Genomic DNA, 15,175 nt, shown 5'->3' on the forward strand with positions numbered 1-15,175 from the left:
TCAACCCCCTTGTCGAGCCTCGCGAGCGCTCGATCCGATCAGCCGGTTCCGTCTGATCGGATGCTGCTCTGGATGTCGACGATCCGGACCTTCACCTCGCCGACACCGTGGATGTGGCCTTCCAGCAGGTCGCCGCGTTTGACCGGTCCGACTCCCGACGGGGTTCCGGTGAAGATCAGGTCGCCCGCCTCGAGCCGGACCAGGCGCGAGAGAAACATGATGGTCTCGGCGAGCGGCCAGATCATGTCGCCGAGTTCACCCTGCTGGCGGATGCCGCCATTCACCCGCAGGGTGATCGCGCCGCGTCCGGCTTCCTCGATATCCGCCGCCGGGACCAGCAGCCCGATCGGGGCGGAGTGGTCGAACCCCTTGGCCATGTCCCAGGGGCGGCCCTGCTTCTTGGCGGCGGCCTGGATGTCGCGCCGGGTCATGTCGAGGCCGACGCCGTAGCCCCAGACATGGCGGGGGGCATCCTCGACGGCGATGTCGCTGCCGCCGGAGCGTAGGGCGGCGACCAGCTCGATCTCGTGGTGCAACTCGTCGGTGCCGGGCGGATAGGGCATGTCGGCCCCTGCCGCCAGCAGCGCGTCGGCCGGCTTGCTGAAGAAGAACGGCGGCTCGCGGTCGGGGTCGGCGCCCATCTCGCGCGCATGCTCGGCATAGTTGCGGCCGACGCAATAGACGCGCCGGACCGGGAAGGCGGCGCCGAGGGCGGTCGGCAACAGGATGGCGGGCGGGACGGGGATCACGGTGGTCTGGCTCATGCGCGGAGCATACCAGATCGGCTTCGGTTCGCACCTGCCCGCGCTTGCTTTCGGCGCGCAACCTGGCCATATGGCGCCATCCGGTCAGGCCGTGCCGTCAAGGCATGGCATGTCGGAAAATTCGCACGCGGGGCGGCTCTGGTGTCCGGATGGACAGGAGCGCCTCTGGTGTCCACACGGACAACGGCCCCGCGGAGGCACAACCAGAAGGAAAGGACACGCCGATGGCGATGCCCGACTATACGCTCCGTCAACTGCTCGAAGCCGGTGTCCATTTCGGCCACCATACGCGCCGCTGGAATCCCCGTATGGCGCCGTATCTGTTCGGCATACGCAACCAGGTCCACATCATCGACCTGCAGCAGACCGTGCCGATGCTCGACCGTGCGCTGCGCGCGGTGCGCGACACGGTCGCCAATGGCGGCCGCGTGCTGTTCGTCGGCACCAAGCGCGCCGCCTCCGAGCATGTCGCGGATGCGGCCAAGCGCTGCGGCCAGTACTATGTCAACCATCGCTGGCTCGGCGGCATGCTGACCAACTGGAAGACCATCACCGGCTCGATCAAGCGGCTGCGCCAGATCGAGGAGATGCTCTCCGGCGACACCCAGGGCCTGACCAAGAAGGAGATCCTGGAGATCACCCGCGACCAGGAGAAGCTGGAGCGCTCGCTTGGCGGCATCAAGGAGATGGGCGGGCTGCCTGACATCCTGTTCATCATCGATACCAACAAGGAGAAGCTGGCGGTCGAGGAAGCCACCAAGCTCGGCATTCCGGTGATCGCGGTGCTCGACAGCAACTCCGATCCGGTCGGCGTGACCTACCCGATCCCGGGCAACGACGACGCGATCCGCGCCATCACCATGTATTGCGACCTGATCGCCTCCGCGGTGCTGGACGGCATCAGCGCCGAGCTCGGGGCGTCGGGCCAGGATTACGGTGCCGCCGAGGAACTGCCGATCGAGATGGCGCCCGAGGTGTCGGCGTCCGAGCTGCAGGGTGACGTGCCCGGCCAGGGCGATGCGTCGCCCCCCGTGGCGGAGGCGCACGCCGCTCCGGCGGCCGAGGCGCACGCCGCTCCGGCGCAGTGAGCCGGACCTGAACCGGGGCCGGCATGCGAACACGCGTTCCGGTCCTACTGTTTCGAAGCTGACGTCACGCCCGGCCGCCTCGTCGGCAGGGGCGTGATCCCTGCTTGAGGAGAGAGGCCGATGGCCGAGATCACCGCTGCCCTGGTGAAGGATCTGCGCGAGAAGACCGGCGCGGGCATGATGGATTGCAAGAAGGCGCTGAACGAGACCGGCGGCGACGTCGAGCAGGCGATCGACTGGCTGCGCAAGAAGGGCCTGGCGGCCGCCGCCAAGAAGTCAGGGCGTGTGGCCGCCGAGGGCCTGATCGGTGTCGCCTCGGGGCCGCGCATCGCCGCCATGGTCGAGGTGAATGCCGAGACCGACTTCGTGGCCCGCAACGAGAGCTTCCAGGAGTTCGTGAACAGCGTGGCCCAGATCGCTTTGCAGATCGGCGACGACGTCGAGGCGATCAAGACCGCGGTGCTGCCGACCGGCCGCAGCGTCGCCGACGAGATCACCCATCTGATCGCGACCATCGGCGAGAACATGTCGCTGCGCCGGGCGCGTGTGCTGCGGGTGCCGTCCGGCGTGGTGGCGACCTATGTGCATGGTGCGCTGCGTCCCGGCCTGGGCAAGATCGGCGTGCTGGCGGCGATCGAGGCACCGAGCGAGAGCGAGGCGCTCGAGCTGCTCGGCCGCCAGGTCGGCATGCATGTCGCGGCGACCAGCCCGAGCGCGCTCGATGTCAATGCCGTCGATCCGGCGGCGCTGGAGCGCGAGCGGGCCGTGCTGACGGAGCAGGCGCGCGCGTCCGGCAAGCCGGAGGCGATCATCGAGAAGATGGTCGAGGGCCGGGTGCGCAAGTACTACGAGGAAGTGGTGCTGCTCGAGCAGGTCTGGGTGCATGACGGCGAGAGCCGGGTGAAGGCGGTGGTGCAGAAGGCCGGCGGCAAGCTGGTCGCCTTCGACCGCTTCAAGCTGGGCGAGGGTATCGAGAAGGAAAGCAGCGACTTCGCGGCCGAGGTCGCTGCCGCGTCCGGGGTCAGGAAGGACCCCGATCCGGACCTGGAGCCGGCCTGACCGGGCCGCAACCCAGCTAGAGGGCGGGAGCATCCATGGAATGGGAGGCTCCCGCCCTCGTCCTGTCGGCCGCCCCGTACGGCGAAAGCGCCGTGGTGGCGCATGTCCTGACCGGGGAGCATGGCGCGTATCGTGGCCTGGTGCGCGGCGGGGCCTCACGCAAGCACATTGCCCTATGGCAGGCCGGCAACCTGGTGTCGGCGCGCTGGTTCGCACGGCTGCCCGAGCAGCTCGGCAACCTCAGCGCCGAACTGGTGCATCCATCGGCGGCCCGCATCCTTCAGAGCCGTCTGCCGCTGGCCTTGCTGTCGGCCTGCTGCGCCGTCGCGGACGGCGCCCTGCCGGAGCGCGAGCCGCATCCGCGTGTGTTCGACGGGCTGCTCGGGCTGCTGACCCTGCTCAGCCTGGATGCGGAGGACGCGGCCCGGACCGGTCCGGCGGCGTTGATCCGGTGGGAGGCGGTGCTGCTCGCCGATCTTGGCTACGGCCTCGACCTCTCCGCCTGTGCGGTGACCGGGGAGGCGGCAGAACTTCGCTTCGTCTCGCCACGCAGCGGCCGCGGCGTGTCCGAGGCCGGCGCGGGCGCGTGGCGCGACCGCCTGCTGCCGCTGCCACGCCTGCTGGTCGACGAGCAGGAGTCGGGCGATCCGGTCTCCTGGAGCCAGGGGCTGCGGCTGACCGGGCATTTCCTGGCGCGCGATGCCTTCGGCGCCCGGCACCAGCCGCTGCCGGCCGCCCGGTCGCGCCTGCAGGAACTGATCGAGGCCATGCCGTCCTGAGGCATACGGCCAACCTCGGGCACTGGGGGCGTGACGTGGCGCGCCTGCGGGTCTATCGGAGCAGGCCATGAAGCGCTTCATCAACAGCCGCCAGGCGGTGGTGCGGGATGCCATCGACGGGCTGTTGCTGGGTTCCGCCGGCGCCGGGCTCTGCCGCCTCGACGACCCCGACATCAATGTCGTGCTGCGGCGGGACTGGAAACGCGACCGGGTCGCCCTGGTCTCGGGCGGCGGGTCGGGCCATGAGCCGGCGCATGCCGGCTTCGTGGGCCCCGGCATGCTGACCGCGGCGGTCTGTGGCGACATCTTCGCGTCCCCCAGCGTGGATGCGGTGCTGGCGGCGATCCTGGCCGTGACAGGCGGTGCCGGCTGCCTGCTGATCGTGAAGAACTATACCGGCGACCGGCTGAATTTCGGCCTGGCCGCCGAGCGGGCGCGTGCAGCAGGGCTCGCGGTCGAGACCGTGATCGCGGCCGACGACGTGGCACTGGCGGACGGCATCAGTGCTCGCGGGCTCGCCGGCACGCTGTTCGTGCACAAGCTGGCAGGCGCCGCGGCGCAGGCCGGCCAGTCACTCGAGGCGGTGGCCGCGGTGGCCCGCGACGCGGCGCTGCATGTGCGTTCAATCGGTCTGTCGCTGTCCGATTGCACGCCGCCCGGCTCGGAGCCGTCGGACCGGCTGGGCGCGGAGGACGCCGAGCTCGGCCTCGGCATCCATGGCGAGCCGGGTGCCGCGGTGATCCCGATGGGCAGCGCCGACGCACTGGTCGCGCAGGCGTTCGATCGGCTGCGAGGGCGTGGGCACGATCCCGACGCGCGCTATGCCCTGCTGCTGAACAACCTGGGCAGCACGCCGCCGCTCGAGATGGCGATCCTGATGGGCAGCGTGGTGCGCGTGGTGCCGCCGTCGCAGCTGGCGCTGGTGATCGGGCCCGGCTCGTTCATGACCTCCCTGGACATGGCCGGCTTCTCGCTCTCGCTGCTGGAACTGGATGCGGCGCGCGAGGCGCTGCTGCTGGCGCCGACCGCCCTGGTCGCCTGGCAGCAGGCGCGGCCTGGCCCGTCGGCGGCCATCGTGCCGGTCCCCGCGGGTCTCGAGGATCAGGTGCCGTCGCCGTCGCGCGCGCCGCGGGTGCAAGCGCTTGTCGAAGCCGGCACCGCGCTCTTCATCGCGATCGAAGGCGACCTCAACGCGCTCGACGCCCGGGTCGGCGACGGCGATACCGGCACTACCTTCGCACAGGCGGCGGACAGCGTTCGTCGGCATCTGGAGGTATTGCCCTATGCGGATGGAGCCGCGCTGCTGCGCCGGATCGGTGCGCTGCTGCAGCGTCGCGCCGGCGGCTCGAGCGGGGTGCTGATGGCGACGCTGTTCACCGCCGCCGGCAACGCGCTGGTCGCGGATGCGGACTGGACGGCGGCGTTCGAGGCCGGCCTGGTCCGCGTGCAGCGCGACGGCGGGGCCGCCGCCGGTGACAGGACGCTGATCGACGCGCTCGAGCCGGCGCTGAGGGCCCTGCACGATAGTGGCAGCCTGCAGGACGCAGCCCGTGCGGCGCGGGCCGGCGCGCAGGCTACCCAGGCCATGGCCGCCCGCGCCGGACGCGCCGCCTACGTGCCGCAAAGCAATCTCGACGGTGTCACCGACCCGGGCGCCGAGGCAGTGGCGCGGCTGTTCGAACGGCTGGCGGAGATCGCGTAGCGCGTCCGGGCCGTCCTCAGAAGGGCAGGCCGCCATCGTCGCGGGAGCGCCGGGAGAGGGCGGCGAAGTCGAGGCCGGCTTCCCCCTTGGCGGTCATCGCCAGGAAGCGGTCGCGCAGCAGCGACGCCATCGGCAACGGGACCGCCAGATCGGCTGCCGCCTCCAGCAGCAACCGGTTGTCCTTCAGCGCCAGCGGCACCGCGGCGCCCGGCGGCTCGAAACGCTGCTCGACGATGATGCGGCCGTAGTTCTTGTGCACGGGCGCCGTGAAGAAACTGCTGGTCATGATCTCGAACAGGGTGGCGGGCGCGATCCCGCCCTTGTCGTTCAGCGCGAACATCTCCGACATCTGCTCGATGGTCGAGAATATCATGAAGTTCAGCGACAGCTTCACGAGGTTTGCCTGCGCCGGATCCTCGCCGATATCGAACACGCGCTGGCCGAGCGCTGCCAGCGGTCCTGATATCTTGCTGCGCGCCGTCTCGGCGCCGGCGAGCACGATGAACAGCTCGCCGGCCTCGGCGGCCGGCGGACGCCCGAGCACGGTCGCCGCCGCGTAGAGCTGGCCGCGTTGGTCATGCGCCCGCTGCAGCCGGGTGGAGAGATCCGGCGAGATCGTGCTGGTCGAGACATGCACCGCATCCTTCGGCAGCCCGGCGAGGATGCCGGCTTCGCCGAAGCTCAGGCTTTCGACCACGGCGTCGTTCGCCAGCATCGAGAACACGATGTCGGCGTCCCGTGCTGCCTCCGCGGGACTGCCGGCCCGCCGTGCGCCACGCGCCACCAGGTCGTCGGCCCTGGCCTGCGTGCGGTTGAACACCGCAAGGCTGTGGCCGGCTGCGAGCAGACGCCCGGCCATCGGCGTTCCCATCGGGCCGAGGCCCACGAAACCGATCTTCATCAGCTTATCTCCTTTCGGGTGTCGGGGCGCCTTGGTGCAGGCGGGGTTCGCGTACCGCGACGCCGTAGATGACGGCCGACAGCACGGCGATCGCGGCGGCCAGCAGCAGCGCCGGGGTGAAAGAGCCGGTGGCCTGCACCACGCCGCCGGTGATGGCCGGCGCGCAGGCGCCGCCGAGCGAGCCGCCGATATTCTGGATCGCCTCCAGGGTTGCCACCTTGTCCGGGCTGGTGGCGACCGCTGCCATCGCCCAGCCGCAGGAGGAGGCGAGGGTGGCTGCGAACAGGGCAAAGCTGATCAGCGCGATGGCGGGTGCCGCACCCTGCACCACGGCGGCGCCCGCGGTGCAGGCGGCGGTGACCAGCATGCCGGCGATCAGCGGCGCTTTGCAGGACGCCACCGGCGCCATGCCGCGCCGCGCCAGCTGCCGCGAGGCGAGGCCGCCCAGCACCGCGCCCAGGAAGCCGCAGGCCTGCGGCACCGCGGTCCACAGCCCGGCGGCGCGCACGCTGAGATGCCGTTCGCGCTCGAGGTAGTCCGGCAGCCAGGTGCCGTAGAGCCAGGTCAGGTAGATCACCCCGAAGAAGCCGATCGCCATGCCCCAGGTGGTGGGCTGGCGGAACAGCACCGGCCAGGAGCCGGCGGCCTGGCCGGCTGCCGCCTCGTCGTCCCAGGCCTTGATCGACGCCAGTTCGCGCGCGTCAAGACCGGCATGCGCCGGATCGCGGTAGAGCAGTTCCCACAGCAGCGCGATCGCGATGCCGCCGATGCCGATCAGGATGAACATCGGGCGCCAGCCATACGCCAGCAGCAGCAGCGTCAGCAGGCCGGGCGCGATCGTCGGACCGAGCGCCGAGGAGGCGTTGAACAGCCCGATCGGCCAGGAGCGCTCGGCCGGCGGATACCAGTTGGTGAAGACCTTGGTGCCGGCGAGGTACATCGGCGACTCGCCGATCCCGAGCGCCGCGCGCGCGCCCACGAACTGGCCGAGGCTGCCGACGAAGCCGCTGGCCGCCTGGGCCAGCGACCACAGCACCAGGCCGCCGCCGAGCAGGCGGCGCGGTCCGAAGCGGTCGATCAGGATGCCGATCGGCAACTGCGCCAGGCCGTAGGCCAGCGCGAACACCGACAGCAGCAGCCCCATCTGCGTATCGGACAGATGCAGGTCGGTGCGGATCGCCGAGTTGCCGATCGAGAGTGCCGAGCGGTCGAGGTAGTTCACAGTGCCCGCGACCATCAGCAGGATCAGGGCGGTCACACGCATGCGGCGCACGCGGGGCGACAGCGTCATCGCGCGCGGCCACCTGGCGCGACCGGCCGCCAAGCCCTCACCGGTAGAAGCCGGGGCCCCACAGGCCCCAGTCCCAGGCGCCGTCCTCGAAGCGGTCCGCATTCATCTGCTGCTCGTCGGCGATCTGCTGCTGCTGGTCGAGCAGGCGCTGTTGCAGCCGCTCCTGGCGGTAGCGCCCGTAGGCTTCCTGGCTGCCGAGATAGAGGCAGTCGCAGACCAGCGGGTCGGCATAGAGATAGACCACCGTGTCGCCATGCGTCCGCTGGACGAAATGGTGCGGCGGCAGGCGGCCCAAGGCCTGCTGGCGCGCCGCCGTGTTGGCCGGGCGGACGGCAAAGCCGGCGGCGGCGAGCAGGTCCTCGCGCTGCTGGACGCGCTCCTGCGGGGTGGTGCAGGCGGCGAGCGCGAGCGCCATCGACAGCGCGGCGATGACGCCCGGGACGAACTTCATGGACATCGGCGAGGGCTCCAGGTCGGCAGGTTCGGCGCGGACCGGAGGCCCCGCGCGCGAGGCATCGAAGTCGGCCGCCGGGCCCGAAGTTGCCGGCGGGTTGGCTTTCATGGTTTGTTCCTGGGACTGATCGTGGAGCAGGGAGCGCAGATGGCCGATCCGCTGGCAGGGCATATCGAGGATACCAGGCTCGCCGACGCGCTGAGCGAGCGCTACCTCGCCTACGCGATGTCCACCATCATGTCGCGCTCGCTGCCGGATGTGCGCGACGGACTCAAGCCGGTGCATCGCCGGCTGCTGTACGCCATGCAGCAGCTCCGCCTCGACCCCACCGCCGGCTTCAAGAAATGCGCCCGCGTCGTCGGTGACGTGATCGGCAAGTACCATCCGCACGGCGATGCCTCCGTGTACGAGGCGCTGGTGCGGCTCGCGCAGGAATTTGCCCAGCGGTTCCCGCTGGTCGAGGGGCAGGGCAATTTCGGCTCCATCGACGGCGATAACGCGGCGGCCATGCGCTACACCGAGGCCCGTCTCACCGAGGTCGCGCGCGCGCTGCTCGACGGCATCGAGGACGACGCGGTCGATTTGCGCCCGACCTACGATGGCGAGGAGCGGGAGCCGGTGGTGCTGCCCGGCGCCTTCCCCAACCTGCTGGCGAACGGCGCCGCCGGAATCGCGGTCGGCATGGCGACCAGCATCCCGCCGCACAATGCCGGCGAGGTATGTGCCGCCGCCCTGCTGATGGTGCGCGACCCCGCGGTCGCACTCGATGCGCTGCTGGCGGCGATGCCGGGTCCGGATTTCCCGACCGGCGGCGTCATCGTCGAGGACGCCCGCGCGATGCGGCAGGCGTACGAGACCGGGCGCGGTGGCTTCCGGCTGCGGGCGCGCTGGAGCGTCGAGCAGGGCCGGTTCGGGACCTGGACCGTGGTGGTCACCGAGATCCCGTACCAGGTGCAGAAATCCCGGCTGATCGAGCAGATCGCCGAGCTGCTGGAACAGAAGAAGCTGCCGCTGTTGGGCGACGTCCGCGACGAGAGCACCACCGAGGTGCGCCTCGTGCTGGAGCCGAAGACTCGCGGCGTCGAGCCCGAAGTGCTGATGGAGACGCTGTTCCGTGCAACGCAGCTGGAGACGCGCTTCGGGCTCAACATGAATGTGCTCGGCGCCGACCGGGTGCCGCGCGTGATGGGCCTGCCAGAAGTGCTGCGCGCCTGGCTCGACCATCGCCACGAGGTGCTGCTGCGCCGTTCGCGGCATCGCCTGGCGGCGCTGGACCGGCGCCTGGAGGTGCTGGACGGGTTCCTCGCGGTCTATCTTAACCTCGACGAGGTGATCCGCATCGTGCGCGAGGCGGACGATGCCAAGGCCGCCCTGATCGCCGCCTTCGCGCTGACCGAGACCCAGGCGGAGGCGATCCTCAACATGCGGCTGCGCTCGCTGCGGCGCCTGGAGGAGATCGAGATCCAACGCGAGCATGCCGCGCTGACCCGCGAGCGCGGCGAACTCGCCACCCTGCTGGAGTGCCCGCCGCTGCGCTGGAAGCGGATCGCGACCGAACTCGAGGCGACCCGCAAGAAGTTCGGCTCGGGCCCGCTCGGCACCCGCCGCAGCACGCTAGCCGAGCCGCCGGCGCCGGTGGACATCTCGCAGATCAGCGCCGTCGAGCGCGAGCCGGTGACGGTGATCCTGTCCGAGAAGGGCTGGATCCGGGCGGTGCGCGGCCACGCGGTCGATCTCGCGGGGCAGAAGTTCAAGGAGGGCGACGCGCCGGGTCGCAGCCTGGAATGCTGGACCACCGACCGGCTGTGCGGGTTCGCCAGCGACGGCCGCGCCTTCACGCTGCGTGCCTCTGACCTGCCGCGCGGGCGCGGCGACGGCCAGCCGATCCGGCTGATGGTCGAACTGTCCAACGAGGAGCAGCTGATCGCCCTCTTCGTGGCTGCCGACGGCGAGCGCTGGCTGGTCGCCTCCGCCGCCGGCCGCGGCCTGATGGTGAAGTCCGAGGACCTGCTGGCGGAGCGCCGCACCGGGCGGCAGGTGCTGAACCTCAAGCCGGGCGAACGCGCGGCGCTGTGCGTGCGCGCAGCCGGCGATCACGTCGCATTGCTCGGCAGCAACCGCCGGCTGCTGATCTTTCCGACGGGCGAGGTGCCGGAGCTGGCGCGCGGTACCGGCGTTGCGTTACAGAAGTACAAGGAAGGCAGCCTGAAGGACATGCGCACCTTCGACCGCGCTTCGGGCCTGGTCTGGCACGAGGGTGTGCGGCCACGCGGCATGGCCGATCTTGCAGACTGGGTCGGCAAGCGTGGCGATGCGGGCCGCGCAGCGCCGGTCTGGGTGACGCGCAAGGCGTGACCCGCCGTAGAAGTTTCGGTAGCGCGCCGAATTACCCACCTGGGGGCGCCGTGCCGGGATAGGTTTCAGCAGCCGGCGGACAAGCGCGGCCGTCACGGCCGGGTGCAGGATGGCGGGTGCAGGATGAACGAGCGCACGCTGGCGTCCATCGGCCGGCGAATGAGCGTGCCGGAGCTGGAGATGCTGCTGCTCGAGCGCATCGCGCGCCGGCGCCCGGCTTCGATCGTCCGTTTCAACGACGGCGAGGCCAAGCTGCTCGGCACGCCCGCCTTCTATGCACAGAGCCAGCTCACCCGCATGCTGGAGCGCTGGTTTCGCGACAACCGGTTGAGCCTCGATCAGCTCGAACGGCTGCGCGCCGGCCTGGCGGCGGCGATCCGCAATGCCGACGTGGTCGGCTGTCCCGATGCCGACTGGCCGGCCGAGTTCGCGCGGGCCAATGCGGTGCTGGCGTCGCTCGCCGCCGGGCATCCGCTCGCCACCGTGCTGGTGAACTTCCCGCAGGCGATGATCCTGGACGGGTTCCTGCAGAAGACGCTGACCGGCATCGACTTCCTCGGCCTGGTGACCTCGCGCGACGTGCGCGGCGTGGTGCGGCACATGCTGGAGCCACGCCGCAGCGCATGGTGCCGCGTGCCGGAGCAGGCGCTGTTCTGCTACGAGCCGCACCTGCCGCGGCATTTTCCGGAAATGTTCGATTTCCTCTGCGCTTCCATCGAGGTGCCGTTCCAGGGCGCGGTGTTCCTGGTCGGCGCCGGCCCGTGCGGGAAGATTTATTGCGACGTGATCAAGCGGCGCGGCGGGATCGCGATCGACATCGGCAGCGTGTTCGATGTCTGGGCCGGGCGGCTGACCCGGCCGGAGATGGATTTCACGCCGGTCCGTTCATACTACGAGCGTGTGGTCGCGGTGCCGGCGCCGCGCGACGACGATGTGCTGGCGCTTGCCGAGATCCACCAGAATGACGGCGACCTCGGCCGCAGCATCGACCTGCTGCGCATGGTGCTGCGGCTGCGGCCGGGCTCGGTGCCGCTGACGCTCAAATGCATCGAATGCCTGCTGCTGGTCGGCGACCTGCCCTCCGCGAAGGGGCTGTTCGAGGCCTTGGCACAGGCCGGCACACCCGGCACGGCGGTGTCGCGCGCCGCCGCCCGGCTGTTCATGGACCACGGGCACCGCATCGTGGCCGGCGAGATCCTGGCGCAGGCGCTGTATGTGGACCCGACCGACATCATCATGCTGCGGCTTGCCTTGATGGTGTTCACCGAGGCGGACCTCGCCGTGCCCCCGCCGCCGGCGAGGCTGCACGCCGATCTGGTGCTGGCCAGCGTCGCGGCGCTGCAGGCGCAGCCCGGCGACCACACGCTGTGCTTCAATTTCGCACGCTATCTCGGGGCCAACGGCGATGTCGCGCAGGCCATTTGCTGGGGCGAGCGCGCGATCATGTTGTTTCCGATCGAGATCGCATACTACCCGCCGGTGATCGCCTGGCTCGGCTATGTCGGCCGCGCGTCGGATGCAGGGACGCTGGCGGAGGCGATGGCCGCCCTCGAGTCGCTTGGGCCAGCAGCGTGACGAAGGTTGCGGCCGGCTAGCTGCCGGGAGGCTGCTCCAGCAGGCGCCAGGCCCCGCCGGCCAGGATCTCGGTCGGGCGGAAGCGCGCCTTGTAGGCCATCTTGCGGCTGTCCGCGACCCAGTAGCCGAGATAGACGTAGGGCAGGTCGAGCAGGCGGCCGCGTTCGATCAGCCAGGTGATCGCGAAGCTGCCGAGCGAGCGGCTGGCGCGGTCGGCGGCAAAGAAGCTGTACACTGCGGACAGGCCGTCGCCGAGCCGGTCAGTCAGGCACACGCCGATCAGGCTGTCGTCGGGCTCGCGGAACTCGACCAGGAAGGTCTCGATCGGGGTGTCCTCGATCATCGCCCGGTAGTCGTAGAAGCTCATGCCGGCCATGTCGCCGTCGCCATGCCGCGCCTGCTGGTAGCGCTGGAACAGCGCGTACTGCTCGGTGGTGGCGCGCGCCGGGACCTCGAAGCCCTCGACGCCGGCATTGCGCCGCATGATGCGCTTCAGCGTCCGGCCGGGCGTGAACAGCGCCACCGGAATGCGTATCGGCACGCAGGCGTTGCAGGCCGGACAGACCGGCGCATAGGCGATGTTGTGGCTGCGCCTGAATCCGGCGCGCGACAGCCGGTCATGCAGGTTTTCCGCGTCCGGCCCGGTGATCTCGGTCACCACCTTGCGCTCGGTGCGGCCGGCGACATAGGGGCAGGGCAGCGGCGCCGTCGTGTAGAAGAATTGCGGGCGCCGCGGCGCCGTATAGGTCATGCAGCAACCGGGATCATGCTCGGGCCCACTTCAAGTGTCTGGGGCTCATAGGTCTGGCAAAACCTCGTTGACGCGTTGAACTCGAACTTACGGAAGCAGTGTCGCCGCAGCCGATAGGGTGCCGGGCTGCTCGGGGATCAGCATGCTATCGCCACTTGCCCATCGGTGCATCAAATTCCACGCGTCGCCGGACAGCCAGTTTCCCGATTGTCCGGGTGTTGCGACGTAGCGGCTGCGCTCCGGGGCGGCGAGGTCATAGACACCGCGATACGCCGCACCGTGGCTCGCGGTGAAGTCGCCGAGCATGCCATTTCCGGAACGAAACAAGGTGGTGTCGTCGCCGGGGATCGCGATCCTGCGCCGTGCCACGCGGCCGGCCAGCGGCAGGGCGTGCAGGAAGGCGTTCTCGAACACCGCCGCATGCGGCCCGGACCAGCGCCACGATCGCGGGGCGTCGCCCTGGCTTGCCGCGATGGCGGCGGTGGCGTCCTCGAGAGCGCGCAGCAGGGCCCGGTCGCAGTCGGGGCAGGCGGCGCGGCCGGCATCCGAGAGCAGGAATGTCGCGAAATCCGGCCAGGGTCCGATGACGGCCTGGTCGATGCCGCCCTCGCGCAGCCGGTCGGCGACAAAGCGCTGCATCCAGGCATTGAAGATCAGCGGCTGCGGCGCACCCTGGGTCATGCGCCCGTCCCAGCCGGCGAGCAGGCCGAGCGCCGCGGCGGCGCGGCTTGCCCTGGCCGGCTGCAGGCGGCGCTCGAGCAGTCCCGGCAGCGTTGCCGCGGCAAAGGCGCTGGCGATGTCGGTCTGCATGCGCACGAAATCGTCCACGTCGTGCCGAGGCGTCTGCGCGAGCAGCGCACGTATGCGTCGCGCCCGCCAGTCGCCCGGCCAGTCGCGCCCCATATAGACCGGAAAATCGGACCCGGCGGTGCGCTCGTTGCCGTTGAGCAGGTGGCCGCTGGCGGGCGCCACGATGTGTGGGAGCGCCTCTCCGGAGGCGGCACCGACCCAGTCATGCGCACCATCGGCGCCATCCTGGGGAAAGCTGCCGTCGCCGGCGCGACGCAGCGGCACCATCCCGGTGGTGAACAGCGCGATCCGGCTGCGGTCGGCGACCAGCAGGTTCTGCACCGGGGCGGCGCTGGCGGCGGCGGCCCGTCCGGCCTGCTCGATGCTCGTGGCATCGTCGAGGGCAGCGAGGCCGGCGGCGATGTCCTCATGCTCCGGCGTTGTCGGGGCCAGCGCCTCCATCGCGACCGCCAGCAGCCGGCCATGCCGGCCGGGGAGTGCGTCACTCAGCGCGTCGCTGATCACCGGGCCGTGCCGGGTCTCGCGCACCGTCATCACCACGTCCGGGCCGCCGCGCACCCGGATGCGCTCGGTGCGGGTGAGGAACGGGCGCGGGCCGTCAGGGGTGAGGTAGCCGCCGCCCGGGCCTTGAGGGCCTCCGGGCGCCGGCCGCTCGATGAACAGGTCCTGGCAGTCGGCCTCGTTGCTGGTGAAGCTCCAGGCGATGTGGGTGTTCTGGCCGAGCACCAGGAACGGCACCCCGGGCGCGGTGGCGCCGGTCAGCACGCCGCCGGGCCGGGCGATCCGGGCGAGGTACCAGATCCCGGGAAAGCCCAGGGCGAGGTGCGGGTCGCCGGCCAGCAGCGGCGCGCCGGTGGCGCTGTGCGCGCCATCCACCGCCCACTCGTCGGAGGCGTCCGCGGGCAGGGTGTAGGCAGCCGGATAACGCGGCAGGCTTCGGTCGAGGTCTGCCGCCAGGCGAGACAGCGCCGGGTCCGGGAGCGACGACTGCGGCGGCAATGCCGCGTCCTGCACCGGCTGCAGGGCAAGCTGGCGCTGCAGCGGAATGCGGTCGGAGAGCGCCAGGCGCGCCAGCTCGGTGCGCCAGTTGCCGGCCAGCGTCAGCGCCAGCAGCCGGCCCCAGAGCAGGCTGTCCACCGGCGTCCACGGCTCGGGCGCGCCGAGCAGCAGGAACTCGGGCGCGATGAGGCGGCCGCGTGCGGCGATCTCGGCATTCACGCCCCGCGCATAGGCGTCGAGCAGCGCCCGTGTGGCGGCGGGCAGCGCCGGATAGGCGGCCGCGGCCCGCCGGCGCACGCCCAGCACCCGCATCATGCGGTCGATCGGGAGTGCGGCTGGCCCGGCGATCTCGGCGACGCGCCCGGAGCCGACCCGGCGCATCAGCTCCATCTGGAACATGCGGTCGCGGGCATGCAGGAAGCCGAGGGCGGCGGCGGCATCCTCGGCGCTGGCGGCGGTGATGCGCGGAATGCCGTAGCCGTCGAGGCTGATGCTCACCGGATGCGACAGGCCGGCGATGCGCAGGGTCTGGCGGGTCGGCGGCAGCGTCCACCAGAGCGCGCCTGCCACGCCGCAGAGCAGCAGGACCACGACTGACGCTGCCGCGCCGGCGAGACGCAGCACCGGTCTCGCGAGGGACGTCCTCA

The 15,175-nt window shown here is 70.9% G+C and carries 12 protein-coding genes; 6 read left to right on the forward strand and 6 right to left on the reverse strand.

The window, feature by feature from the left end; all coding sequences use genetic code 11:
* Positions 1 to 38: 38 nt before the first annotated feature.
* Positions 39 to 764: a fumarylacetoacetate hydrolase family protein gene (locus tag ACQY4O_RS04895; RefSeq protein ID WP_428375090.1), complete on the reverse strand. Its 726-nt coding sequence runs from the start codon at positions 762 to 764 to the stop codon at positions 39 to 41.
* A gap of 224 nt (positions 765 to 988) precedes the next feature.
* Between ACQY4O_RS04895 and rpsB the strand changes: the two genes are divergently transcribed.
* The 4 genes from rpsB (at position 989) to ACQY4O_RS04915 (ending at position 5,392) form a co-directional block, all read left to right on the forward strand.
* Entirely contained in the window at positions 989 to 1,852 is an 864-nt protein-coding gene (gene rpsB / locus ACQY4O_RS04900; protein ID WP_428375091.1) for a 30S ribosomal protein S2, read from the forward strand.
* Positions 1,853 to 1,972: 120 nt separating this feature from the next.
* A complete protein-coding gene (gene tsf, locus ACQY4O_RS04905) occupies positions 1,973 to 2,911 on the forward strand; it encodes a translation elongation factor Ts (protein WP_428375092.1) in 939 nt (312 codons plus the stop codon).
* Positions 2,912 to 2,946: 35 nt separating this feature from the next.
* The gene (recO, locus tag ACQY4O_RS04910; protein ID WP_428375093.1) at positions 2,947 to 3,690 is read left to right on the forward strand and encodes a DNA repair protein RecO; all 744 of its coding nucleotides are present in this window, start codon (positions 2,947 to 2,949) and stop codon (positions 3,688 to 3,690) included.
* Positions 3,691 to 3,757: 67 nt separating this feature from the next.
* Entirely contained in the window at positions 3,758 to 5,392 is a 1,635-nt protein-coding gene (locus ACQY4O_RS04915; RefSeq protein ID WP_428375094.1) for a dihydroxyacetone kinase subunit DhaK, read from the forward strand.
* 16 nt (positions 5,393 to 5,408) lie between these two features.
* On the opposite strand, the gene ACQY4O_RS04920 is transcribed toward ACQY4O_RS04915, so the two are convergent.
* The 3 genes from ACQY4O_RS04920 to ACQY4O_RS04930 are packed head-to-tail and all read right to left on the reverse strand — an operon-like array spanning position 5,409 to position 8,146.
* On the reverse strand, positions 5,409 to 6,293 hold the full coding sequence (locus ACQY4O_RS04920) for an NAD(P)-dependent oxidoreductase (RefSeq protein ID WP_428375095.1): 885 nt from the start codon (positions 6,291 to 6,293) through the stop codon (positions 5,409 to 5,411).
* A 4-nt stretch (positions 6,294 to 6,297) separates the two neighbouring features.
* Positions 6,298 to 7,584: an MFS transporter gene (locus ACQY4O_RS04925; RefSeq protein ID WP_428375096.1), complete on the reverse strand. Its 1,287-nt coding sequence runs from the start codon at positions 7,582 to 7,584 to the stop codon at positions 6,298 to 6,300.
* Positions 7,585 to 7,621: 37 nt separating this feature from the next.
* Positions 7,622 to 8,146: a hypothetical protein gene (locus tag ACQY4O_RS04930; RefSeq protein ID WP_428375097.1), complete on the reverse strand. Its 525-nt coding sequence runs from the start codon at positions 8,144 to 8,146 to the stop codon at positions 7,622 to 7,624.
* Between the two features lie 39 nt (positions 8,147 to 8,185).
* Here ACQY4O_RS04930 and parC point away from each other — a divergent pair, with 39 nt between their 5' ends.
* Both parC and ACQY4O_RS04940 read left to right on the forward strand, forming a co-directional pair.
* Complete coding sequence (gene parC / locus ACQY4O_RS04935; RefSeq protein ID WP_428375098.1) at positions 8,186 to 10,393, forward strand: DNA topoisomerase IV subunit A; 2,208 nt, start codon at positions 8,186 to 8,188, stop codon at positions 10,391 to 10,393.
* 123 nt (positions 10,394 to 10,516) lie between these two features.
* Positions 10,517 to 11,968, forward strand: coding sequence for a hypothetical protein (locus ACQY4O_RS04940; protein WP_428375099.1), 1,452 nt, complete (start codon positions 10,517 to 10,519; stop codon positions 11,966 to 11,968).
* Between the two features lie 16 nt (positions 11,969 to 11,984).
* Here ACQY4O_RS04940 and ACQY4O_RS04945 read toward each other — a convergent pair whose 3' ends face one another.
* Both ACQY4O_RS04945 and ACQY4O_RS04950 read right to left on the reverse strand, forming a co-directional pair.
* Positions 11,985 to 12,719 (reverse strand): arginyltransferase, encoded by a 735-nt coding sequence (locus ACQY4O_RS04945; protein ID WP_428375100.1) that lies wholly within the window; start codon positions 12,717 to 12,719, stop codon positions 11,985 to 11,987.
* Positions 12,720 to 12,806: 87 nt separating this feature from the next.
* Positions 12,807 to 15,152, reverse strand: a complete 2,346-nt coding sequence (locus ACQY4O_RS04950; RefSeq protein WP_428375101.1) for a penicillin acylase family protein — start codon at positions 15,150 to 15,152, stop codon at positions 12,807 to 12,809.
* Positions 15,153 to 15,175 lie beyond the last annotated feature (23 nt).

It is taken from the genome of Lichenicoccus sp., assembly GCF_965277665.1.
In the GTDB taxonomy this organism is placed as follows: Bacteria; Pseudomonadota; Alphaproteobacteria; order Acetobacterales; family Acetobacteraceae; genus Lichenicoccus.

Coding starts and splice junctions, on each gene's coding strand:
- ACQY4O_RS04895 (WP_428375090.1), bottom strand. CDS start 764: ATGAGCCAGACCACCGTGATCCCCGTCCCGCCCGCCATCCTGTTGCCG.
- rpsB (WP_428375091.1), top strand. CDS start 989: ATGGCGATGCCCGACTATACGCTCCGTCAACTGCTCGAAGCCGGTGTC.
- tsf (WP_428375092.1), top strand. CDS start 1,973: ATGGCCGAGATCACCGCTGCCCTGGTGAAGGATCTGCGCGAGAAGACC.
- recO (WP_428375093.1), top strand. CDS start 2,947: ATGGAATGGGAGGCTCCCGCCCTCGTCCTGTCGGCCGCCCCGTACGGC.
- ACQY4O_RS04915 (WP_428375094.1), top strand. CDS start 3,758: ATGAAGCGCTTCATCAACAGCCGCCAGGCGGTGGTGCGGGATGCCATC.
- ACQY4O_RS04920 (WP_428375095.1), bottom strand. CDS start 6,293: ATGAAGATCGGTTTCGTGGGCCTCGGCCCGATGGGAACGCCGATGGCC.
- ACQY4O_RS04925 (WP_428375096.1), bottom strand. CDS start 7,584: ATGACGCTGTCGCCCCGCGTGCGCCGCATGCGTGTGACCGCCCTGATC.
- ACQY4O_RS04930 (WP_428375097.1), bottom strand. CDS start 8,146: ATGAAAGCCAACCCGCCGGCAACTTCGGGCCCGGCGGCCGACTTCGAT.
- parC (WP_428375098.1), top strand. CDS start 8,186: ATGGCCGATCCGCTGGCAGGGCATATCGAGGATACCAGGCTCGCCGAC.
- ACQY4O_RS04940 (WP_428375099.1), top strand. CDS start 10,517: ATGAACGAGCGCACGCTGGCGTCCATCGGCCGGCGAATGAGCGTGCCG.
- ACQY4O_RS04945 (WP_428375100.1), bottom strand. CDS start 12,719: ATGACCTATACGGCGCCGCGGCGCCCGCAATTCTTCTACACGACGGCG.